The organism is Streptomyces sp. NPDC050617 (assembly GCF_040654795.1).
Taxonomy (GTDB): domain Bacteria; phylum Actinomycetota; class Actinomycetes; order Streptomycetales; family Streptomycetaceae; genus Streptomyces.
On the sequence record NZ_JBFAIS010000006.1, the window covers coordinates 252,595 to 276,888 of the forward strand.

Consider the following 24,294-nt stretch of genomic DNA (forward strand, 5'->3'; position numbering starts at 1 on the left):
GGTGGCCTCCGACCGGCTCCCCGAGGTGCTCGACGCCGCGTACGAGTGCCTCACCAGGTACGGCGTGCGGCGCACCACGATGGACGACATCGCCTCCGCCATGGGCGTGTCCCGGTCGGCGGTCTACCAGTACGTCCGCGGCAAGGACGACGCCTTCCGCAAGCTCGCCGAGCGGCTGCACGCCGAGGCGCTCGCGCGGGCCCGGCGGGCGGCGGCCGGGGACGCCCCGGACGCGGAGCGCATCCGCGGCGTCCTGGCCGTCAAACTCGGCCTGGTCCGCCGCCTGGCCCAGGACTCCCCGCACGCGGCGGAACTCCTCGACGAGAAGGCGCGCGGGTTCGGCGACGTGTGCCATGGCTTCACCGGCGGGGTCAACGGGCTGCTGACCGAGCTGTTCGCCGAGGCGGGGACCGCGGCCGGTACGGAGCCGGCCGAGGCCGCCCGGATCTGCGTCGCCCTCGTCATCGGCCTGGAGTCCGCGCCCGACGCCGAGCGGCTCTTCGGCCCCGCCGTGGACGCCCTGCTGACCGGCCTCTTGGGCGTGCCGGTGAGCTCCGCTGCCCGCTCGCACCACCTGCCCCTCCCCTCCCCCAGGAAATGACTGTGACCACAGAGATCACTGAGACCGCTGAGACCGCTGAGACCGCTGAGACCGCTGCCGAGTTCACCGCCGAGGACGCCGCGGCGCTCGTCGGGCGGCTGCGCGCCGCCTTCCGTACGGGCCGCACCAAGCCGCTCGACTGGCGCGTACGGCAGCTCACCCGGCTGCGCGACCTGCTCACCGAGAACCGCGAGGCGATAGCCGACGCCGTCCACGCGGACCTGCACAAGCCGCACGCCGAGACGTACGCCGCCGAGGTCGACTTCACGGTGCGGGAGATCGACCACACCCTTGAGCACCTGGCCCAGTGGCTGAGCCCGCAGCCGCTCGCGGCCGGCGCGCTCGCGGGGCTGCCCGAGGGTTCGACGGCGGGCACGCGGTACGAACCGCTCGGCACGGTCCTGGTGATCGCGCCGTGGAACTACCCCGTCCAACTGCTGCTCGCGCCGCTCGCCGGGGCGCTGGCGGCGGGCAACGCGGTGCTCCTCAAGCCGAGCGAGGTCACCCCGGCCACCTCCGCGGCGATGGCGGCCCTGGTGCCGCGGTATCTGGACACGGACGCCGTCGCCGTCGTCGAGGGCGGCGTGCCGGAGACCACCGCGCTGCTCGCCCAGCGGTACGACCACATCTTCTACACCGGCAACGGCGCCGTCGGCCGCATCGTGATGCGGGCCGCCGCCGAGCATCTGACGCCCGTCACCCTCGAACTGGGCGGGAAGTCGCCGGTGTTCGTGGACCGGCACGTCAGCGTGGAAGCCGTCGCCACGCGGCTGGCGGGCGCCAAGTTCCGCAACGCCGGGCAGACGTGCGTCGCCCCCGACTACGTCCTGACCGACCCGGAGACCGCTCCCGCGCTCGCGCGAGCGCTCGGCGAGGCCGTGGAGGAGTTGTTCGGCGCGGACCCGCAGTCCTCGCCGGCGTACGGACGCATCGTCAATCAGCGGCACTTCGACCGGGTGGCCGCCCTGCTCGGCTCCGGGACGACGGCCTTCGGCGGGCGGACCGACCGGGACGACCTCTACATCGAGCCGACGGTGCTCACCGGGGTACGGCCCGACGAGCCGGTGATGGCGGAGGAGATCTTCGGCCCCGTGCTGCCGATCCTGACCGTCTCCGGTCTCGACGAGGCGATCGGCTTCATCAACGACCGCGACAAGCCGCTCGCCCTGTACGGCTTCACCGAGGACGACACCACCCGGCGGCGGCTCGCCGACGAGACGTCCTCCGGCGGGCTCGGCTTCGGGCTGCCGATGGCCCATCTGCGCGTATCGGAGCTGCCGTTCGGCGGCGTCGGCGAGAGCGGGCTCGGCAGCTATCACGGCCCGTACTCCATCGCCACGTTCAGCCACCGCAAGGCCCGCCTGGACGTGCCGCTCGGCTGACAGGCGTCTCCCCCCCTCAGCCGTGGAGGCTGGCACCTCATGATGAGGTGCCGGCCTCCACGGCACCGACGAGCGGCCGGGCCGACGGCCCGGCGGTTGGGCCATTGGTACAGTCCTCGGACCGTTTCCCGACCATTCGGAGGCGCGGCCCATGGCCGTGGACGAGCTCGACGCGAAGATCCTCCGGCTGCTCCTGGAGCAGCCGCGCACCAGCGTGCGGGAGTACGCGCGCACGCTGGGCATCGCACGCGGCACCTTGCAGGCGCGGCTGGACCGCATGGAGCGGGACGGGGTGATCACGGCGTACGCGCCGCGGCTGTCCCCGGCCGCCCTCGGCCACCCCGTGCTCGCCTTCGTCCACATCGAGGTGACCCAGGGACGGCTCAACGACGTGGGCGACGCGCTCGCGGGCGTTCCGGAGATCATCGAGGCGTTCTCGACGACGGGCGGCGGCGATCTGCTGACGCGCGTCGTGGCCCGCGACGCCGCGCACCTGGAGGACGTCATCCAGCGGCTGATCCAGCTGCCCGGCGTGGTGCGGACGAGCACCGAGGTGGCGCTGCGCGAGCGGGTACCGCATCGGATGCTGCCGCTCGTGGACGCCGTCGGGCGCGCGGGCCGCCGTCCCTCGTGATCGCGGGCTTGGCATCCTGGGGAGTATGAGCACTGCCCAGAACACCTCGGTCATCTTCGATCTCGACGGAACGCTCGTGGACAGCGAGCCGAACTACTACGAAGCGGGACGGCGGGTCCTCGCCCAGTACGGCGTGACCGACTTCAGCTGGGAGCAGCACACCCGCTTCATCGGCATCGGCACCCGCGAGACGCTCGCCGCGCTGCGCCGCGAGTACCGGATCGACGCGCCGGTCGAGGAGCTGCTCGCCGCGAAGAACCGCGCGTATCTGGAGCTGGCCGGGGCGCGTACCGAGGTCTTCCCCGAGATGCGCGACTTCGTGAAGCGGCTGTACGCGGCCGGGGTGCCGATGACGGTGGCGTCCGGCTCCTCCCGCGAGGCGATCGGCGCGGTGCTGGCGGCCACCGGGCTCGACGCGCAGCTGACGACCTATGTGTCGGCGGAGGAGGTGGCCGCCGGGAAGCCCGAGCCGGACATCTTCCTGGAGGCGGCCCGGCGGCTGGGGGCCGCGCCCGCGGACTGCGTGGTCCTGGAGGACGCGCCGCCCGGAGCCGAGGCCGCGCACCGCGCCGGGATGCGCTGCGTCGCCATTCCGTACGTGCCGGGCACGGCCGACGATCCGGCGTTCGCGACGGCCGGGCTGCTCTTCGCGGGCGGGCAGTCGGAGTTCAGCGCCCAGGCCGCGTACGACTGGACCGTCCGGCCGACGCCCGTCTCCTGACGGCCACAGCACACCGCCCCGGCCGGAACGAGGCTCCGGCCGGGGCGGTACGCGCGCGTAGCGCTCAGCAGCGGGCGATCAGGCGAGCGTCGCCAGCGCCTGGTTGAGCGTCGCCGACGGGCGCATGACGGCCGCGGCCTTGGCCGGGTCGGGCTGGTAGTAGCCGCCGATCTCGGCGGGCGAGCCCTGTACCGCGATCAGCTCGTCGACGATGGTCTGCTCCTGCTCGGCCAGCGTCTTGGCGAGGGCCGCGAACGCCTGGGCGAGCTGCGCGTCCTCGGTCTGCTTGGCCAGCTCCTGGGCCCAGTAGAGCGCCAGGTAGAAGTGGCTGCCGCGGTTGTCGATGCCGCCGAGGCGGCGGCTCGGCGACTTGTCCTCGTTGAGGAAGGTCGCCGTCGCGCGGTCGAGGGTGTCCGCGAGCACCTGGGCGCGCGCGTTGCCCGTGGTCTGCGCGAGGTGCTCGAAGCTGACGGCCAGCGCGAGGAACTCGCCCAGGCTGTCCCAGCGCAGGTAGTTCTCCTTGACGAGCTGCTGGACGTGCTTGGGCGCGGAGCCGCCGGCGCCCGTCTCGAACAGCCCGCCGCCGTTCATGAGCGGGACGACCGAGAGCATCTTGGCGCTCGTGCCGAGTTCCAGGATCGGGAAGAGGTCGGTCAGGTAGTCGCGCAGCACGTTGCCGGTGACCGAGATGGTGTCCTCGCCGCGGCGGATGCGCTCCAGGGAGAACGCGGTCGCCTCGACGGGCGTCATGATCTCGATCCGCAGGCCCTCGGTGTCGTGCTGGGCGAGGTAGGTGCGGACCTTCTCGATGAGCTTCGCGTCGTGCGCGCGGTCCTCGTCGAGCCAGAACACGGCCGGGTTGCCGGTGGCGCGGGCGCGGGTGACGGCCAGCTTGACCCAGTCCTGGATGGGCAGGTCCTTGGTCTGGCACATGCGGAAGATGTCGCCGGCGCCCACGGTCTGCTCCAGCACCACGGCGCCGCCGCCGTCGACGACCCGCACGGTGCCGGTGGTCTGGATCTCGAAGGTCTTGTCGTGGCTGCCGTACTCCTCGGCCTTCTGCGCCATCAGACCGACGTTGGGCACGGAGCCCATGGTCGACGGGTCGAAGGCGCCGTTCGCCCGGCAGTCCTCGATGACGGCCTGGTAGACGCCGGAGTAGCTGCTGTCGGGGAGCACCGCGAGGGTGTCCGCCTCGCCGCCGTCCGGGCCCCACATGTGGCCGGAGGTGCGGATCATGGCCGGCATGGAGGCGTCGACGATGACGTCGCTCGGCACGTGCAGGTTGGTGATGCCCTGGTCCGAGTCGACCATCGCCAGCTCGGGGCCCTCGGCCAGCTCGGCGTCGAAGGACGCCTTGATCGCCGCGCCCTCGGGGAGGGCGGCGGCGCCCTTGAGGATGCCGCCGAGGCCGTCGTTCGGGGTCAGGCCGGCCGCGGCCAGCGTCTCGCCGTACTCGGCGAAGGTCTTCGGGAAGAAGGCGCGCACCACGTGGCCGAAGATGATCGGGTCGGAGACCTTCATCATCGTGGCCTTCAGGTGCACCGAGAACAGCACGCCCTCGGCCTTGGCGCGGGCGATCTGCGCCGTGAGGAACTCGCGCAGTGGGGCGACCCGCAGCACGGAGGCGTCCACGACCTCGCCCGCGAGGACCGGCACCGACTCGCGGAGCACGGTGGTGGTGCCGTCGTCCCCGGCCAGCTCGATGCGGAGCGAGCCGTCCTCGGCGATGACGGCGGACTTCTCGGTGGAGCGGAAGTCGTCGGCGCCCATGGTGGCGACGTTCGTCTTCGAGTCGGCCGTCCAGGCGCCCATGCGGTGCGGGTGCGCCTTGGCGTAGTTCTTCACCGAGGCGGGGGCGCGGCGGTCGGAGTTGCCCTCGCGCAGGACCGGGTTGACGGCGCTGCCCTTGACCTTGTCGTAGCGGGCGCGGATGTCGCGCTCCTCGTCGGTCTTCGGGTCGTCCGGGTAGTCGGGCAGCGCGTAGCCCTGGCCCTGGAGCTCCGCGATGGCCGCCTTGAGCTGCGGGATCGAGGCGGAGATGTTCGGCAGCTTGATGATGTTCGCGCCGGGCGTCTTGGCCAGCTCGCCGAGTTCGGCGAGCGCGTCGGCGACCCGCTGGTCCTCGGTGAGGCGCTCCGGGAAGCCCGCCAGGATGCGGCCGGCGAGGGAGATGTCACGGCTCTCGACGGCGACCCCGGCCGTCGAGGCGTATGCCTCGACCACAGGCAGGAACGAATACGTCGCCAGGGCCGGGGCCTCGTCGGTGTGCGTGTAGATGATGGTCGAGTCAGTCACCGGTGCTCCGCTCCACGTCTGCAACATTGCTTGATATCAAGATATCCCGTGGCCGCCCCCCTCTCGACAGGGCCCTGCCCCTCCCGGTGCGCGAGAGGGAGCGGTGGCGGAACGGAGCCCTTCGTACGGGCGTGAGGCGGACGTGAGGCGGGCGTCAGGCGGCCGGCGGGTACGCGATGGCGGTGAGGACCAGCCCGTCCCGTACGAGCCAGCGGCCCTGGAACCCGGTGAGGGCGCGGCCCTCGGGGTCGTCGCGGCTCACCAGCAGCCGGGCGGCGAACGTGCCCTCGGCCGCGCCCTCGGCGGCGTCGAATTCCAGGTGGGCCTCGTGGAAGTCCAGCCAGGCGCCGGTCAGCGGGAACCACGTCTTGTAGACGGACTCCTTGGCGCTGAACAGCAGCCGGTCCCAGTGCACGTCGGGCCGGACCCCGGCCAGGCCGTCGAGGCGGCGCTGCTCGGCGGGCAGGGCGATGGACTCGTACACGCCCTCGGGGAGCGGGCCGTGCGGCTCGGCGTCGATGCCGAGGGAGGCGATATCCGCCCGCCGTGCGACGGCGGCCGCGCGGTAGCCGTCGCAGTGCGTCATGGAGCCGACGACGCCCTCGGGCCAGGCGGGGGCGCCGCGCTCGCCGTGCACCAGGGGGGCCGGGGGCCGGCCGAGCCGGGCGAGGGCCTGCCGGGCGCAGTGCCGGGCGGTGGTGAACTCGCGGCGCCGCTTGTCGACGGCCCTGGTGATCAGCGCCTCCTCTTCGGGGAAGAGGAAGGCGTCGGCGGGGTCCTCGAAGGACTCGGCCGACTCGGCCGCGGCGGGCAGCAGCTCGGCGAGCATCGCGGGTCCGCTGCCGCGCCCGTCGTCCCGGGGCCCGCGGGGCGGCGGTACGTCCGTCCGCTCGTCGCGGCTCGTGCCGGTCACTGCGCCTCCTGGAGGTCGGCTACCACGGCGGCGATGCCCCGTACGGTCGGTTCGTCGAAGTAGGCGGACAGCGGGACGTCCACATCGAGCCGTTCCAGTATGCGGGTGGATATCTGGGTCATGGTGATCGAGTGGCCGCCGAGGTCGAAGAGGTCCTCTGTGTCCCCCAGGGTGGGCAGCCGCAGCACCTCGCACCAGATCTCGCGGACCGCCTCCAGCGGGCTGTCCGCGCCCGCCGACGCCGCGGCGGCGGACTCGGGCGGCTCGGGCAGCGCCGCCCGGTCGAGCTTGCCGTTCGGCGTCGTCGGCAGGGCGTCCAGGGCGACGAAGACCTCGGGGACCATGTACGCGGGCAGCGCCGCCGCCAGCTCCCGGCGCAGGCCGCCCGGGTCCGCGCCGCCGACGTGGTAGCCGACGAGGCGGCCGTCGCGCACCGCGACGGCGGACCGGTCCACGCCGTCCGCGGCGAGCAGCCGCGACTCGATCTCGCCGAGTTCGATGCGGTAGCCCCTGAGCTTGATCTGGTCGTCGGAGCGGCCGAGGAATTCCAGCTGTCCGTCGGGGCGGTGCCGCACCCGGTCGCCGGTCCGGTACATCCGGCTGCCCGCGGGCCCGTACGGGCCGGGCGGGAACCGCTCGCCGTCCAGGTCCGGCCTGCCGACGTAGCCGCGGGCGAGTCCGGCCCCGGCGATATAGAGGTCGCCGGGCACGCCGGGCGGGACCGGCGACAGTCGCTCGTCGAGCACGTACGTGCGGGTGTTGGCCAGCGGGCGGCCGATCGTGACCCGCTCCGGGGCGGGGCCGATCTCCTGGGACGTCGACCAGATCGTGGTCTCGGTCGGCCCGTAGACGTTGACGAGCCGCGCGACGGTCGGGCGCAGCCGGCGGGCGAAGGCCAGGGGCAGCGCCTCGCCGCCGACGAGGGCGGTGACGCCGGGGGCGTCGAAGCCGCTGTCGAGGAGCATCGCCCAGCCGGTGGGGGTCGCCTGGACATGGGTGACCGCGTGCCGGGCCGCGAGGGCGCCGAGCTCGGCGCCGTCGCGCGTCTGGCTCTCGCTCGCGACGACCACGGTGGCGCCGGTGATCAGCGGGAGGAAGAGTTCCAGGCCGGAGATGTCGAAGGAGACCGAGGTCAGCGCCAGCCAGGTGTCGGCGGGCCGGGCGCCGAGCAGTTCCTCGACGGAGTGCAGCAGGTTGGTCAGGGAGCGGTGCTCGATCTGGACGCCCTTGGGGCGGCCGGTCGAGCCGGAGGTGTAGATGACATAGGCCAGGTCGTCGGGGGCCGGGGGCCCGGCCGCCGCGGGGGCCGCCGGGCCGTCGTCGGCGGAGGGCTCCAGGTCGGCGTCGGTCAGCTCGACGACGGCGCGGGAGTCCTCCATGACGTACTTCAGCCGCTCGCCGGGATACTCCGCGTCGAGCGGGACGTAGGCGGCTCCGGCCTTGAGGATGCCGAGCAGGGCCACGAGCAGCCGCTCCGAGCGGCTCGCCCGTACGGCCACGAGCGCGCCCTTGCCGATGCCCTTGCCGTGGAGGCGGGCGGCGAGCCGCGCCGCGTCGGCGTCCAGCTCCGCGTAGGTCAGCCGCCGGTCCGCGTGGACGACGGCGACGGCGTCGGGGGTACGGGCGGCGTGCTCGGCGATCAGCTCGGGGACCGTGCGGGCCGGGTAATCCCTGGCGGTGTCGTTCCAGCCCGTCAGCAGCCGCTCGCGCTCGTCGCCGGCGAGCAGCGGCAGGTCGGCCAGCGGGGTCGCGGGGGCGGCGGTGACGTGGTCGAGGACCGCGCGCCAGTGCCGGCCGACGCTCTCAGCGCCCTCGCGCGTCATGGCGTCGGGCGGGTACTGGATCATCACGTCGAATCCGTCGGCGGAGTCGGTGAGCTCGACGCGGAGCGCGTTGCGGGCGGTGTTGTTGGAGATCTGCCACTCCACCGACGCGTCCAGGCCGCCGAAGCGGGGCGCTGGGCCCATCCGGCGGTAGGACATCGTCACGGGCGCGAGCGCGACGCCCGGCCGGAACCTGGCCCCGGTCCGCCCGAGCGGCACCTCGCGCACCTCGTACAGCTCGCGGAGTCCGGCCCGTACGGCGCGGGCGAAGTCCTCGAAGGGCGTGCCGCCCTCGGGCGCGGAGGCGAAGGGCAGTTCGTTGACGTGTACGCCGATGTGGCGGCTCTGGCCGGGGGTGCGGGTGCCGAGGTCGAGGGCGGTGACGGGCGTCTTGTTGCCGTAGCGGAAGAGGACCGCGTGGAAGGCCGCGGTGAGCAGTTCGAAGCGGCTCACGCCGATCCGCTCGGCGAGCGGCCGGAGCCGGGCGCGGAGTTCGTCGGGGAGCCGGAACTCCACCGTGGCTCCGTCGCTCACTCCCTCGGCGGGCCGCTCCAGGCCGGGGAGCACGACGTCGTCGTCGCCGACGGGGTGGTGCGCCCAGTACGCGCGCGCGGCGGGCAGCTTGGCGGCGATCCGCTCCTCCTCGGCGCCGGCCGGCTCCTCGGGCACGGGGACCGGCGGTCCGGGGTCGCCGCCCGCGGTCTCGGCCTCGTAGCGCGCCGCGAGGTCGGTCACGAACGTCTCCATCGACAGGCCGTCGAAGACGATGTGATGGACGTTCAGGAGCAGCCGGTGCGCGCGGGGGCCGATGACCTGGAGCACGGGCCGGAACAGCGGGCCGCGGGCGAGGTCGAAGGGCGCGGCCGTGTACGCGCGCAGGGCGTCCGGGCGCTCCGGCTCGACGGCCAGTTCCGGCGGCTGGACCGGCGCCGGTACGAGGTGGGGCACCCCGGCCCGGTCCTGGACGGCGCAGCCGAGCTGCCAGTGCGTGCGCACGACGGCGGCGCACGCGCGGCGCAGCGCCGGGATGTCGAGGTCGCCGTCGAGGCGGACGGTGAACGCGATGTTGTGCACGGCGCCGCAGTCCGTGAGTGACTCGTTGAACCAGATCCCGCTCTGCGCGGCGGACGCGGGGCGCGCGGGGTGTCCGGGGTGTTCCGGGGGTCGCGGACTTGCTGGAGCTTCGTTCATCGAACACGTCCTGGAGCCGTCGTGGTGGTCGGTGTTGAGCTCTTGTGCTGCGGCCTGGTGGGGTCCCACGTCTGCGAGGCGCCCTCAATCTGCCTCATTGCGATCGGAATCCGCAACGTTTAGCGACGACGTTCCCGGGTTCGGGGCGCGTATTACGCGGCCATCGCCGAAACCGAAGCAGGGCGGAAGCGGAAGCGGAACCATCGACCATTGACACACTCAGCGAACCTGATCGATCATCCCTGGGTGACCAAGCGGCCACCACAGCACTCGAACCGGGCGCCGTGTCCGTAGCGATATCTGTCCGGCAGCACGGAAAGTTGGTGCGCACCATGGGCACTTGCGGCGCCGGCCGGACCGGCGGCGGCCGGCGGCCCAAAGCGACCACGGGGGCCCCGGAGGCGGTCATGCGTTAGCGGAAGCATCGCGAGCAGAGCCCCGAATCCGGAATACCGCCGCCGCGAGGAAACCGTGAGGGAAACAGAAGCCCGCCGTGAGCAGAACGACACTTCCCAGTAATCCCCGTCAATCCCTGTGCGCCCGCGCCGGTTACGCCCCGCTCCGGCCCGTGCACGGCACGGGGCCGTACGCGCCGGGGCGCCGGTGCCGCGGCCCCGGCGCCCTGCCGCCCGGTGCCGCGCGGACGTTTACAGGAATCGGCATTCGGACGAACTCCGGGGCGTCGGAAGGGGTTCGACAGACTGTCACGGCCGCGGTTGGGGTTGTGCCGTTCGCGGTGAAGCGGCAGGGACATGCGATCAATCGCGTCAATACCTCATGATGCCCAGTGGTCCACTGAACCGAAGCGAACCGAAGTCATCCAGCGATCCACAATGATCCGAAGTGATTGAGCCTCCCCCACAGGGAAAGGGCTGGTTTTGTCGGCGAATCAGACGTTCCGTAATTCTGCTTCCGATCGCCCCTCCGCGACGCGGAAGCAGACCGCCATCGAACCGCTGAAGAACCGCGCGGCGCCAATGGAGTTGTCCTTCTCCCAGCAGCGGCTGTGGTTTCTGGCGCAGTTGCCGGGCGCGAGCGAGGCGTACCACATGCCGCTGGCGCTCCGGCTCCGCGGCCCGCTGGACCGGACGGCGCTGACCCGCGCTCTCGACGCGCTGGCCGCGAGGCACGAGGTGCTGCGGACCCGGTTCGTCGCCACGGCCGGCACGCCGTTCCAGGTGGTCGGTCCGGCCGACGAGGGGTTCTCCCTGCGCGCCCACGACCTGTCCGGGCTGCCCGACGCCGAGGAGCGGCTCGGGGAGCTGGCGCGCGAGGAGGCGGGCGAGCCGTTCGACCTGGCCGGGGCCGCGCCCGCGCGCGGGCGGCTGGTCACGCTGGGCGAAGACCACCACGTCCTGATGCTGACGCTGCATCACATCGCGTCGGACGGCTGGTCGATGACGGTTCTGACGCGGGAGCTCGGGGAGCTGTACGCCGCGTTCCGGCGCGGCGAGGAGGACCCGTTGCCGCCCCTTCCGGTGCAGTACGCGGACTACGCCGCCTGGCAGCGGCGGTGGCTGTCCGAGGACGGTCCGGCCGCGGCGGGCGAGTACTGGAAGTCGGCGCTGGCGGCGGCCCCGGCGCTGCTGGAGGTGCCCGCGGACCGGCCGCGCCCGGCCGAGCAGGACTACCGCGGCGGGTCGGTGCGGCTCGACTTCGGCGCGGAGCTCACCGACGCGCTCAAGAAGCTGGGCCGCCGCAACGGCAGCACGCTGTACATGACCGTGCTGGCCGGCTGGGCGCTGACCCTCTCCCGGCTGTCGGGCCAGGACGACGTGGTGATCGGCACGCCCGTGGCCAACCGCCGCCGCAGCGAACTGGAGGGCCTGATCGGCTTCTTCGTCAACACGCTGGCGCTGCGGATCGACCTGTCCGGCGGGCCGGCCGTGGCCGAGCTGCTCAAGCGAGTGCGTACCACCGCGCTGGCCGCGATGGACCACCAGGACCTGCCGTTCGAGCGGGTCGTGGAGCTGGTCAACCCGCCGCGCAGCCAGGCCCATACGCCGCTGTTCCAGACGATGTTCGCCTGGCAGAGCGACGAGGGCGGCGACCTGTCCCTGCCCGGCGTCGAGGTGTCGCCGCTGGAATCCCCGTACGCGGTGGCCAAGTTCGACCTGACGCTGACGCTGTCGGAGGAGGACGGCCGCATCACCGGCAGCCTGGACTACGCGGGCGCCCTCTTCGACGCCGCGACCGCGGAGCGCTACGGCGGCTACCTGCGGCGGGTGCTGACGCGGATGGCGGAGGACGCCGCGCGCCCGGCGCGGGCCGTGTCGCTGCTGGACGAGCGGGAGCGGCGGCAGGCGCTGGTGGACTGGAACGGCGGCGTCCGGGCCGGTGCGCCGGGCGGGGTCGTCGAGCGCTTCGAGGCGCAGGCTCGGGCGAACCCCGGCCGGGCGGCGCTGGTGAGCGCCGGTGAGCAGCTGGACTACGGCACGCTGGAGCGGCGCGCCAACCGGCTGGCGCACGCGCTGACCGCCCGCGGGGTACGCCCCGGACAGCGGGTCGGCCTGCACGTCGGGCGCTCCGCCGGTCTGGTGGTCGGCATCCTGGGCGTCCTCAAGGCCGGCGCCGCCTATGTGCCGATGGATCCCGTCCTGCCGCTGGAGCGGCTGACGGAGATGGTGGCGGACGCCGCCCTGGTGCTGAGCGACGCCGCCGAGCCGCCCGCGGGCTGGTCGCCGCTGACGGCGGTCGAGGCCGAGGGCGGGAGCGAGGAGCCGCCCGGCATCGTGAACGACCCGGACGGGCTGGCCTATGTGATCTACACGTCGGGTTCGACGGGCCGGCCCAAGGGCGTGGCGGCGACCCACGGCAATGTGCTCAACCTGCTGGACCACGGGCTGGGGCAGTTCGGCGCCGAGCCCGGCGAGGGCGCGGCGCTCTGGTCGAGCATCGGCTTCGACTCCTCGGTGCAGGAGACGCTGCTGCCGTTGACCACCGGCGGCACCCTGCACCTGGTGCCGGAGGAGCTGCGCGGCGATCCGGGCGCGCTGATGGACTGGCTGCGCACGCACCGCATCGTGCAGACGTTCCTGCCGCCGGCCTTCGTCAAGTGGATCGACGAGGCCCCCGAGGAGCGCCTGGCGGGGCTGAAGGTACGGCAGTTGCTGACGGGCGTGGAGTCGCTGCCCGAGGGGGCGCTGTACCGCATGACGCGGCTGATGCCCGAACTGCGCGTCCTCTACGGCTACGGGCCGACGGAGACCACGGTCTACTGCACCGCCTACGTCGACCCGACACCCGCGGCGCGGCAGTGCCCCATCGGTCGGCCGCTGGCCAACACCCGCGTCTACCTGCTCGACGAGCGGCTGGAGCCGGTGCCGGTCGGCGTGGCGGGCGAGCTCTACGTCGGCGGCGCGGGGCTGACCCGCGGCTACCTGGGCCGGCCGGACCTGACCGCCGAGCGGTTCGTACCCGACCCGTTCGTACCCGGTGAGCGGATGTACCGCAGCGGCGACCTGGCACGGCGGCTGCCGGACGGCGACATCGAGTTCCTCGGCCGCGGCGACCGCCAGGTCAAGCTGCGCGGCTTCCGCATCGAGCCCGGCGAGATCGAGGCGGTGCTGCTGGAGCAGCCCGGCGTCCGCGAGGCGGCGGTGCTGGCGGACCACGGGCCGACCGGCGAGCAGCGGCTGGTGGCCTGCGTCGGCCGGGGCGACGAGGAGCCGTGGTCGGCCGCCGAGTGGCGGGAGGCGCTGTCCCGGCGGCTGCCGGGCTATATGATCCCGGCGCTCTTCGTGGAGCTGCCGAGCCTGCCGCTGACCGTCAACGGCAAGCTCGACCGCGCGGCGCTGCTGGAGCGGGCCGCCGACGGCGGACCCGTCGTGGTCAACACGGCCAGCCCGCGCGACCACATCGAGCTGAAGCTCTATCAGATCTGGCAGCGGCTGCTGCTGCGCTCCCGGATCGGCATCCGGGACAGCTTCTTCGACATCGGCGGCAGCTCGATCTCCGCGATCAAGATGGCCCACGCCGTCCAGGAGGAGTTCGGCGAGAACCTGCCGCTGCGGGACATCATGCTGCACCCGACCATCGAGGAGCTGGGCGGACGGCTGCGGCGGGGCGCCGACGGCAGGCCGCCGAGCAACCTGATCGAGTTCCGCGGGGGCAGCGGGGCCCAAGTGGTCTGCGTCCACCCGGCGGGCGGCACCGCCTTCTGCTATCTGTCCCTCGCCAAGGCGCTGGGACCGGACTGCGGCGTCTACGGCATCCAGTCGCCCGGCGTGAACCCCGGCGAGACGTTCCTGCCCACGGTCGAGGCCATGGCCGAGTCCTATCTGCGGCTCATCGAACCGCTGCCGGACGGCCCGCTGGTCATCACCGGGCTCTCCTTCGGCGGGCTCATCGCCCACGAGATGGGGCGGCAGCTCGCGGAGGCCGGGCGCACCGGGTTCAGCGTCGTCCTGCTCGACGCGCAGGGCAGCGACGACCCGGACAACCGCCCCGGCATCGAGCACGTGAGCATGGCCGAGTTCCGCGACAAGCTCGTCAAGTTCAACGGCATGTACCCGGGCATCGACGACGAGCAGATCGAGCAGTACTACCGCATCTACTGCCACAACCGGGAGTCCGCGCGCCACTACCAGCCGCCGTCGACCACGGCCCGGCTGTACCTGATGCAGGCCGTCGAGGGCGCGGAGGAGGACTTCCTGGCCGACGTGCGCGCCTTCTGGCGCCGCCGCGCCGAGGGCGACTACCTGGTGGAGCCGATGACCTGCGACCACTGGGAGCTCCTGGAGGACGACGGGATTCCGCAGGTGGCCGCGGTGATCGAGGCCGAACTGGCCCGCATCACGGCGTCCCGTACGCAGCCGCCGCCAGAGCGGAGGCCCGATCCGGTCCCGGCGCGGGAGAACTGATGGCACCCTCATCGAAACCTCCGGCCGACCGCCCGGCGGCCGGCCTCGCCCGGAACGTGCTCGCCCAGGCCCGCCGCACCCCGGCCGCCGTCGCGGTCGCCGACGGCGCGACGGTGCTCGACTACGCCGGGCTCGACGCCGCGAGCGCCGCCGTCGCCCGCGCCCTGCGCCGCCGCGGCGTCGGGCCGGGCCAGGCCGTCGCGGTCTGCCTGCCGCGCTCCTGGCAGCTGATCTGCGCCATGCTCGGCATCCTGCGGCTGGGCGCGGCGGTCGTACCGCTGGACGCGCAGAGCCCGCCCGAGCGCCGCCGCCACATCCTCGCGGACTCGGCGAGCGTCGCGGTGCTCCACGGGGCGGCGGGGCTGGGCGGGCTGCCCGCGGATGTCGCGGCGCTGGACGTGGGCGCGCTGCTCGGCGAGGGGCGGGGGGCCGAGGCCGCTGGTGGCGGTGTCAGTGTCGGTGTCGGTGGTGTCGCCGATGCCGGTGTCTCCAGTGCCCCTGATGTCGCTGATATCGCCGATGCCGGTGTCTCCGGTGCCCCTGATATCGCTGATGTCGCTGATGCCGCCGGTTCTGTCGAGGCGCCCGAACCGCCGGATGTCCAGGCCCCGTTCTCGTTCCTCTTCTACACCTCGGGCACCACCGGCCTGCCCAAGGGGGTCGAGGTCCGCGACGCCGGAATCCTGCGGCTGGCGCGGCCGGGCTGGATCCGGCTGGACGCTCCCCTGCGCTTCGCCGGCGTGTCCAACCCCGCCTTCGACGCGCTCAGCTTCGAGGTGTGGGTGCCTCTCCTGACCGGCGGCAGCTGCGTGATCCTCGACGGCGAGACCGTGCAGGACCCCGAACTGCTGGCGGCCGCGCTGGAACGCGAGCGGATCGACGCGCTGTTCATGACCGCCGCGCTGTTCAACGCGGTGGTCGACAAGGTCCCGCACTGCTTCTCGACCGTCGGCCAGGTGCTGGTGGGCGGAGAGCAGCTCAACGCCCGCGTCATCCGCCGCTGGTACCGGGACAACCCGGACAGCCGGACCGTGCTCCACAACGGGTACGGCCCGACGGAGACCAGCACCTTCGCCGTCTGCCACGCCATCCCCCGCGACTTCGACGGGGAGGTGGTGCCGATCGGGCGCGCACTGCCGGGCACCGAGGCGGTGCCCGTGGTCGACGGCGTCCGGCGCGCCGAGGCCGGCGAGCCGGCCGAACTCCTCATCACGGGCGAGGCGCTGGCCGCCGGCTACCGCAATCTGCCCGAGGAGACCGCGCACCGGTTCGTCCGGCTGCCCTGGCTCGACGGCGGCCGCGCCCGCTACTACCGCAGCGGCGACCTGGTACGCCAGGACGCCACCGGGCTCATCACGTACGTGGGGCGCGTGGACCGGCAGGTCAAGGTACGCGGCTTCCGCATCGAGCCGGGCGAGATCGAGGCGCGGATCACCGCCCACCCGGCGGTGCGGCAGGCCCATGTCTGCGCCCGCCGCGACGCGACCGACGGGGCGAACGAGCTGCTGGCCTATCTGGTGCTGGGCGCCGACCTGTCCTTCGACGACTTCGACCGGCACCTCGCCGCCGGTCTGCCCGCGTACATGCGCCCGCACCGGCTCCACCGGGTCCACGAACTGCCGCGCACCGCCAACGGGAAGGTCGACGAGGCCGCGCTGCTGCGCCGCTCCGGCGCGCCCTGGCGGCGCGACGAGTCGGACGACCCGGCCGCCACCGGCCTCCAGCGCGAGGTCCTCGGCCTCGCGGGCCGGGTGCTGGGCGCCTCGGGGCTGCGGCTCGGCGACCGCTGGATCGCGAACGGCGGCGACTCCCTCAAGGCGCTGCGGCTGCGCTTCGAGATCCGGCGGCGCTGGGACCGCGAGGTGCCGCAGGCCCTCGTCCTGCGCGCGACCTTCGAGGAGCTGGCCGCCGAGATCGCGGCGGGCCGGGAGGAGGGCGAGTCCCCGTACCCGACGCCCGCCCCGCCCTCGGGCGCGCGCTCCGCGCCCGCCACGTCCGAGCAGCAGCGGCTGTGGCTCCTCCAGCAGCGCGCCCCGCACTCGCGCGCGTACAACGTAGGACTCGCCTTCCGCATCGACGGCGCCGTCGACACCGCCGCGCTCCGCCGCTCACTGCGCCGACTGGTGACCCGCCACCCAGCCCTGCGGACCGCCTTCGAGGCAGCACCGGACGGCCTGCGGCAGGTGGTGGCGGAGCCGTACGACCCTTGGATAGCGGCGCCGGCGCCGGGCGGGGCGGAGTTGGACGGCGCGGAGACCGGCGGCCCGGTGCAGGGCGACGCAGCGCACGGCGGCGCGGGGCACGACCGCGCGGAACCGCGCGGCACAGAACCCGGCGGCGCGGGACCTGCCAGCGCCCCAGAAACTGCCGACGGCGGAGCCGACTGGCGTGCTGTCGCCGACCGGTTCTTCGGTGAGCCCTTCGACCTGGGGCGGCCGCGGCTGTTCCAGGCGTGCTGGCTGCCCGCCGAGGGCGGTGGCGTGCTGCTGCTCCGCCTGCACCACATCGCCGTCGACGGCTGGTCGCTCAACGTCCTCTTCCGCGAGCTCTCGGCGGATTACGCCGCCGCGCTGAGCGGAACGGAAGATGACGGGGGCGGTGAGGGCAGCGCGACCGGGCTCGTCCCCACGCCGCTCGACTACGCGGCCTGGCAGGCCGACTGGTTCACCCGGCCCGCCTACCGGGCCCAGCGCACCGCGCTCGCGGAGCACTACGGCCGCCCCGAACCCGACGAAGCCGAGCCGCCGTTCGACCCGAGCCCCGTCCCGGCCCGCGGCGCCGGCCGGCTGCTGCACACCTCGCTCGGCCCGGACCGGCGCGACGCGCTCGACAGGCTGGGCACGGAGCTGGGGCTCACCCGGTTCCAGGTGCTGCTGGGCGTGTTCGCCTGGAGCCTGTACGGGGTGACCGGCCGCAGCCGCCCGCGGATCGCCGGACCGGTGGCCAACCGCCCGGTGCAGGACTTCGAATCCGGCGTCGGCATGTTCGCCAACACCGTGCTGCTGCCGCTGGACCTGGACCCGGCCGAGCGCCTGCGCGCCCAGCTACGGCGGCACGGGACCGCCGCCCAGCGCGTACTGGACCGGCAGGACGTGGCGCTGGCCGACGTCCTCGCCGACCAGGGCCCCCGCGCCGACGGCCCGCCCTTCGACTTCATGTTCGTCCTGGAGAACACGGACTTCGACGCGCTGGCGCTGCCCGGCTGCCGCTCCCGGCCCCTGTGGCCGGCGGCGGCCGACGCGAAGTGCCCGCTCACACTGTCCGTGGTCGAGCGCGGTGCCGGCTTCGACTGCCTGTGGGAGTACGCCGACGGCCAGTTCGACGCCGCGGAGATACGGGCCCTGGACGGGCTGTTCCGGCGCGCCCTGGACAGCCTGGCCGAAGGCGGCACGGAGACCCTGGCCGAGCTGGTGGCCCCGTACCGGCGCGGCCTGCCGGACCCCGGCCGCGCCCCCGCGCTGACGCCGGAATTCACCACGGTGGCCGACGGGTTCGCCCGCCAGGTCCGCCGGGCGCCGAAGGCACCGGCGCTCGCGGACGGCGACCGCACCCTGAGCTACGCCGAACTCGACGCGTACTCCGCCGCGCTCGCCGCCGAGCTGCGTACGCGCTTCCCGCTGCGCGACTACGACGGCCTGCCGTGCCGCGTCGCGCTGCACTTCGAGCCGTCCGTCGAGCACGTGGTGTCGGTGCTGGCGCTGGCCCGGCTCAACCTCACCATCGTGCCGCTCGACCCGTCCTATCCCCCGGCGCTGCTGCGGCAGATCCTGGACCAGGTGGATCCGCTGTGCGTGCTGGTGGCGCCGGGCGGCGAGGCCGACGTCGACGCGATCGCCCCGGAGGGCCTGCCCCGCCACCCGGTGGTGCTGTCGGGCGCCGCCGCGCCGCAGCTCCCGCCGCATGACGGGCGCCGGCCGCTCTACACCCTCTTCACCTCGGGTTCCACCGGTACGCCCAAGGGCGTGCAGGTGCCGGACCGTACGCTGTGCGACCTGCTGCACTGGCAGACGGGGCCGGGCGGCCTGCCCGGCGGCGCCGTCACGCAGCAGTTCTCCAAGCTGTCCTTCGACGTGTCCTTCCAGGAGGTCTTCAGCACCCTGTGCGGGGGCGGCTGCCTCACGCTCGTACAGCCGCGCTGGCGGCAGGACGCCCCGGCGTTCCTGGAACAGCTCGAAGCGGCCGGCGCCGAGCGGGTGTTCATGCCCTATGTGGCCCTGCACATGCTGGCCGAACACGGCGTGCGGCTGGGCCGCTTCCCCTCCCGGCTGCGGGAGGTGGTCTCGGCGGGCGAGCAGCTGCTGTGCACCGACGCCATCCGTCGCTGGTTCGCGGGAATGCCCGGCGCGCGGCTGTTCAACCACTATGGGCCGAGCGAGACGCACGTGGTCAGCGGCCTCTGCCTGGACGGCGACCCGGCGGACTGGCCGGCCCGCCCGGCCATCGGCCGCCCCGTGCCCGGCGCCTGGCTGCGCGTCGTCGACGAGTCCGGCGAGACCGTGCCGCCCGGCTGCCCCGGCCGGCTGCTGATCGGCGGCACGATGGTCACGCCGTGCTATCTGGGCGATCCGGCGCTCAATGAGGAACGCTTCGTGGAGGTACCCGGCCTGGGGACCTTCTACCGCAGCGGCGACCGGGCGCGGTTCGACCGGCAGGGCCTGCTGCACTACCTCGGCCGCGACGACCAGCAGATCAAACTGAGCGGCCACCGGCTGGAGCTCGGCCAGGTCGAGGCGGCCCTGCTTAGCCATCCGGCCGTCGTGAACGCGGTGGTGGTACGGGACGGCGAGCGGCTGACGGCCTGCCTCCAGTGCCGTGCCGGGTCCCCGCGGCCCACCCGCGAGGAGCTGACGGCCCATCTGGAACCGCTGCTGCCGTCGTACGCGCGTATCGACCGCTTCCGGCTCCTCGACGCGCTGCCGCTCACCCCGAGCGGCAAGCTGGACCGGCGGCTGGCGCTGACCGCGCCCGGCGAGGAACTGCGGCCGCGCGCAGCGGAGCCCGCGGTGCGCTCCGCGCGCGAGGCGCGGCTCTCCGAGCTGTTCGAGGCGGCCGTCGGCAGACCGATCGGCCCGGAGGAACGCTTCTTCGACGCCGGGGCGACCAGTCTCGACCTGATGCGCTTCCACCTGCGCTGCCAGGCCGAACCGGACCTCCGCTTCTCCATCCCCGACCTGTTCGAGCACGTCACCATCGGGCGGCTGGCCCGCTTCCTCGACGGACCGACGGCCGCTGCGACGACCGCTGCCACTTCCGCTGCCACGGCTGCCGCCGCCTCCGCTGCCACGGCTGAGGCGACCGCCCGCGAGACGGCCGGAGGGCCCGAAGTGGCCGGAACGACTGGAACGGTCGATGAACCCGTGGCCGTCGTCGGCATGGCGGTACGCGTGCCCGGCGCCGACGACCTGGCTTCCTTCTGGGAGATGGTGGAGAGCGGCGGCCGAGGCATCGAACACTTCGACGCCGCCGACGGCCTGGTCGGCGCCCGCAGCTGGATGAACGGCCTGCTCTCCTTCGACCCCGAGCACTTCGGCCTCAGCCGCCAGGAGGCACGGCTGATGGACCCCCAGCAGCGCCACCTGCTGATGACCTCCGTCCAGGCGCTGGCCCACGCGGGCATCACGGGGACCGACTGGGCCGCCGAGACGGCCGCGACCGCCGATTCCGCCGGAACCGCCGATTCCGCCGACACCGCCGGGCCCCCTGGCACTCTTGGCGCCCCCGGTGCGACCGACGCCGCGCCGACAGCCGGGCGCCGGCGCATCGGCATCGTCGCCGGCTGTGGCGAGAACACCTACTTCCAGTCCATGCTCCGCGACGCCGATCCGGACCGGCTGCCCGACGGCTTTCAGCTCGCTCTCCACCACGAGAAGGACTTTCTCGCCACCAAGGTGGCCTACCACCTCGATCTGACGGGCCCGGCCCTCACCGTGCAGGCGTCCTGCGCCAGTTCGCTGACGGCGGTGCACGTGGCCGCCGGGCTGCTGCGGCAGGGCGACGCCGATGTGATGCTGGCGGGGGGCGTGCTCGTCGACACGCTGCTCGGGGACGGCTACCGGTACCGGCCGCAGCACATCTTCTCCAAGGACGGGCACTGCCGCCCGTTCAGCGACGACGCCAGCGGCACGATCGGGGCCAGCGGCGTCGGCGTGGTGGTGCTCAAGCCGCTGCGGCTGGCGCGCCGGGACGGCGACACCGTCTACGCGGTGATCACCGGCTCGGCCCTCAACAACGACGGTTCGGGCAAGCTCAGTTACAGCGCGCCCTCGCTCGCCGGGCAGCGCGAGGCGATCCGCACCGCGCTGCGCCGCAGCGGCCGGAGCGGCGCCGACGTCGGCTACGTGGAGGCGCACGGCACCGGCACCCAGCTCGGCGACCCGGTCGAGGTCGGCGCGTTGCGCCAGGCGTTCGGCCCGACCGGGCCGGAGAGCTGCGCACTGGCGTCGGTGAAGAGCCAGATCGGCCACCTGGGCGCGGCCTCGGGCGTGATCGGGCTCGTACGGGCCGCCCTCGCCGTCCACCACGGGGTGATACCGCCCAACGTCGATTTCCACCGCCCCAACCCGCGACTCGCCGCCGATCTCGCGCCGTTCCGCATCCCCACCCGCTCCGGGCCGTGGCCCGCCGGGCGGCCCAGGGTCGCGGCGGTGAGCAGTTTCGGCATCGGCGGCACCAACGCCCATCTGGTCCTGGAGGCCGCCGAATCCGCGCCGCCGCCGACCGCCGCCGGACCGTGCCTCATGCTCTCCAGCAGCAGCACGGCCGGGCTGCGCGCCGACGCCCTGCGGATCGCCGACTATCTGGCGGCCCGGCCCGAGGCGTACGGGCGGGTGCTGCGCCACCTCCAGGCCGGTCGCGTACAGCGGCGCCTGCGGGCGGCGGCGGTCTGCGCCGACGCTTCGGACGCGGTGACCTGGCTGCGCGCGGTCGGGGCCGGTGACGTGGCACCTTCCGAGACGGCTCGGACGTCCAGATCACTGCGGGAGGAAGTCGCCGTCCGAGCCGAGGAGTTGACGTCCGAGGAGACGGTCGCCGCCTGGCTGGCGGGGGCCGCACTTCAGTGGCCCGCCGGACCGGCGTCGGCGCCTTGGGACTTCCCGCCGCCCGCCTTCGCGCTGGCCGACTACGGCTTCGAACGCGCCAAACCCTCCATGCCCTCCGAATCATCAGATCTCTCCCAGCCCGCGGAGCCCTCAGCGTCCTCAGAGCTTTCCGGGCCCTCCGGCGCGGCCGGCCGGGAGGCGCCGCAGCGGCTGCCCGAGGCCGACTGGCTGCACCAGCCGCACTGGGTGCGGCTGGGCCGCGCCACCGCCGGTGCCGCCTCCGCCGCCCCCGGCCTGCTGGTGGCGATGACGGCCGCCCCGCTGCCGCCCGAGGCACTGCGCCCCTTCGCGGCGGCGTACGAGCGGGTGGTGCGGGTCAGCGCGGCGGACGCGTTCGCCCGGCTCGGCGAGGACGCGTACGAGGTCGACCCCGCCGACCCGCGGTCGCTGCGGCAGCTCCTGGACGAACTGTCCGAGGCGGGCGCGGCGGGCGTCGACTGGCTGCACGCGCTGCCGCTGGCCGTCGACGGCCCGGTGGGCGAGGACGCGCTCGCGCGGGCCCAATGGGCCTGCGTGGACACCCCGGCCGCCCTGCTCCAGGCGGTCGGCGGCCTGTCGTGGCCCGCCCGGCTGCGCCCCTGGTGGCTCTCGTACCGCGCCCAACCGGTCGAAGGGGCCGTGGAGCGCCCGGAGTCCGGCCTGCTGGCCGGGGTCTGCGAGGTCGCGCCGCAGGAGTGCGCGGTCGACGGCCGCTGGCTGGACCTGCCCAGCGCCGACCCGGCCGACTGGGCGCCGCTGCTCCCGGCCCTCCTCGCCGGAGCCGACGCCGCCATGGCGCTGCCGCGCCGCCTGGCGCTGCGCCAGGGCTACTGGTGGCATCAGGCGCTGCTGCCGGTTCCCGCACCCGCCGCGACGGCGCCCTTCGCACTGCCGGCGCGGGGCGGCACGTATCTGATCCTCGGCGGTACCGGCGGCATCGGCGGCAGCGTCGCGGCCTGGCTGCTGGAGCGGTCCGACTGCCGCGTGCTCCTGCTGGCCCGGCGGCCGGAGCTGCCGGCCGACCTGGTGCCGTGGGCGGACCGCGTCGAGCTGATCGAGGCCGATCTGTCCGAGGCGGCCCCCGAGGAGATCATGGACCGGCTCGACGGTCTCGCATACGCCCGCCGGATCGACGGCGTCGTGCACGCCGCGGGCGCCGGGGCCGGCAGTCTGATCGCCCGGCGCGACGCCGCCGCGATGGGCCGGGCCATGGCCGGCAAGGTGCGCGGCGCCCTGCTGGTGGAGCGGCTGATCGAGCGTCACCGGCCGGTGTTCGCGGTGTACTGCTCGTCGATGGCCGCGCAGTTCGGCGGCATCGGCCAGCTCGACTACGCCGCCGCGGGCGGCCTCCTGGACGGTTTCGCCCGGCACCGGGCCGAGGAGTCCGAGACCACGGTGCGGATCGGCGTGGACTGGGACATCTGGAGCGAGGTCGGCATGGCCCGGCACGCACTGCGGTCGGACGCCCGGCACCAGGCGCATCTGACGGTCGGCCTGGCGGTGAAGGAAGGACAGCGGCTGTTCGCGCAGGCGCTCCAGCTGCAACTGCCGCAGCTGCTGGTCTCCACGACCGACATCCAGCGGGCGCGCGTCTTCTACGCACCGGACGCCGACGTTGCGAAGGCGGACGTTCCGAAGGCCGACGCGCTCAAGGCCGACGCGCTCAAGGCCGTGATCAGCGAATCCCCCTCCCCCGCCCCGGCTTCGGCTTCGGCTTCGGCTTCGGCTTCGGCAGCCGATCAGCTCTCCGGCCGGCTGTGCGACTGGCTGGGCCTGGACGAACTCGACCCCGCCGCCTCGCTCTACGACCACGGCGCCGACTCGCTGACGCTCCTCGACCTGATCGGCGAGGTGAAGGAGCACTTCGGCGTCGACCTGGAACTGTCCCAGCTGAGCCACCAGGTCAGCCTCTCCGAGGTGCTGGCCCGCCTCGGCGAGGCGGCGGCGCCCGCCGAATCGCCCGCCTGGCAGCAGACCGCGGCATCCACCGCGGAGTCGGCCGAGGCCCCCGTGACGCTGGAGGTCTGGCAGCCGGGCGAGGGACGCGACGTGCTGTGCCTGGTCCACCCGGTGGGCGGGGACATCCAGGCGTACCGGGCGCTGGTCTCGGCCCTCGATCCGCGCCTCACCGTCTGCCTGATCGCCGACCCCGGACTGCTCCGCCCCGACCCGCCCGCCTGGTCGCTGGCCGAACGGGCGCGCCGCTACCACGCCGCGCTCCAGGCCCGCTTCCCGCACGGCGAGTGGCGCCGGCAGCTGGCGGGCTGGTCCTTCGGGGCCTGGGTGGCGCAGTCGATGGCGGCCGAGGCGGAGGCGGCGGGCCGCCCGGCGGCCGGGCTCTACCTGGTGGACCCGCCGCCGCCGGACGCCGGGCCGCGCTTCGCCGCGTACGACGAGTCGCAGCTCGAAGCGGTCTTCGCCCACGAACTGGGCCAGGGCGGCGCGGGATCGTCCGCGAGCCGGGAGGCGGCGGCGTACGCGGAGCGGCTGGCGCGCTGCTGCCGCGCCAATATGGCGGGTATGGCGCGCCACGAACCGCCGCCGCTGTCCCGCACGCCGAGCCGGCTGTGGCTCGCCGGGCGGCCGGTGGCGGGTCTGCCCGCGCTGGGTTCGCCGCGGGAGCAGCAGGAGCGGTGGCGGGCGCTGCTGCCGGAGCCCGCGAGCTCGTACGTCCTCGACACCACCCACTACAGCATCGTCCGGCCGCCGCAGGTGCAGTCGGTGGCCGACGCCATCAACGCCGCGTCGCTGCCGGACCCCGCGCCGCGCTGACACCGGGTACGGGCCATG

General features: G+C 74.0%; 9 protein-coding genes. 6 read left to right on the forward strand and 3 right to left on the reverse strand.

Annotation, left to right across the window (positions count from 1 at the left end; genetic code table 11):
- Window position 1 precedes the first annotated feature (1 nt).
- From AB0I49_RS11325 to AB0I49_RS11340, 4 genes are all read left to right on the forward strand, one after another.
- The gene (locus AB0I49_RS11325) at window positions 2-601 is read left to right on the forward strand and encodes a TetR/AcrR family transcriptional regulator (RefSeq protein WP_363226633.1); all 600 of its coding nucleotides are present in this window, start codon (window positions 2-4) and stop codon (window positions 599-601) included.
- Window positions 602-615: 14 nt separating this feature from the next.
- Window positions 616-1,983 carry an aldehyde dehydrogenase family protein gene (locus AB0I49_RS11330; RefSeq protein WP_363226719.1) on the forward strand — a complete coding sequence of 456 codons (1,368 nt, stop codon included), beginning with the start codon at window positions 616-618 and terminating at the stop codon, window positions 1,981-1,983.
- Between the two features lie 151 nt (window positions 1,984-2,134).
- Window positions 2,135-2,617, forward strand: a complete 483-nt coding sequence (locus AB0I49_RS11335) for an Lrp/AsnC family transcriptional regulator (protein WP_363226634.1) — start codon at window positions 2,135-2,137, stop codon at window positions 2,615-2,617.
- Window positions 2,618-2,642: 25 nt separating this feature from the next.
- The gene (locus tag AB0I49_RS11340) at window positions 2,643-3,338 is read left to right on the forward strand and encodes an HAD family phosphatase (protein WP_363226636.1); all 696 of its coding nucleotides are present in this window, start codon (window positions 2,643-2,645) and stop codon (window positions 3,336-3,338) included.
- A 78-nt stretch (window positions 3,339-3,416) separates the two neighbouring features.
- Here AB0I49_RS11340 and AB0I49_RS11345 read toward each other — a convergent pair whose 3' ends face one another.
- From AB0I49_RS11345 to AB0I49_RS11355, 3 genes are all read right to left on the reverse strand, one after another.
- Window positions 3,417-5,636: an NADP-dependent isocitrate dehydrogenase gene (locus AB0I49_RS11345; protein WP_363226637.1), complete on the reverse strand. Its 2,220-nt coding sequence runs from the start codon at window positions 5,634-5,636 to the stop codon at window positions 3,417-3,419.
- Between the two features lie 154 nt (window positions 5,637-5,790).
- The gene (locus tag AB0I49_RS11350; RefSeq protein ID WP_363226720.1) at window positions 5,791-6,465 is read right to left on the reverse strand and encodes a 4'-phosphopantetheinyl transferase superfamily protein; all 675 of its coding nucleotides are present in this window, start codon (window positions 6,463-6,465) and stop codon (window positions 5,791-5,793) included.
- Window positions 6,466-6,545: 80 nt separating this feature from the next.
- The gene (locus AB0I49_RS11355; protein WP_363226638.1) at window positions 6,546-9,563 is read right to left on the reverse strand and encodes an amino acid adenylation domain-containing protein; all 3,018 of its coding nucleotides are present in this window, start codon (window positions 9,561-9,563) and stop codon (window positions 6,546-6,548) included.
- A 977-nt stretch (window positions 9,564-10,540) separates the two neighbouring features.
- Here AB0I49_RS11355 and AB0I49_RS11360 point away from each other — a divergent pair.
- Together AB0I49_RS11360 and AB0I49_RS11365 are read left to right on the forward strand one after the other, a co-directional pair.
- Complete coding sequence (locus AB0I49_RS11360; RefSeq protein WP_363226639.1) at window positions 10,541-14,425, forward strand: amino acid adenylation domain-containing protein; 3,885 nt, start codon at window positions 10,541-10,543, stop codon at window positions 14,423-14,425.
- Entirely contained in the window at window positions 14,425-24,276 is a 9,852-nt protein-coding gene (locus AB0I49_RS11365) for an SDR family NAD(P)-dependent oxidoreductase (protein ID WP_363226640.1), read from the forward strand. The genes AB0I49_RS11360 and AB0I49_RS11365 overlap by 1 nt, the downstream gene beginning before the upstream one ends.
- The last annotated feature ends 18 nt before the right edge of the window (window positions 24,277-24,294 follow it).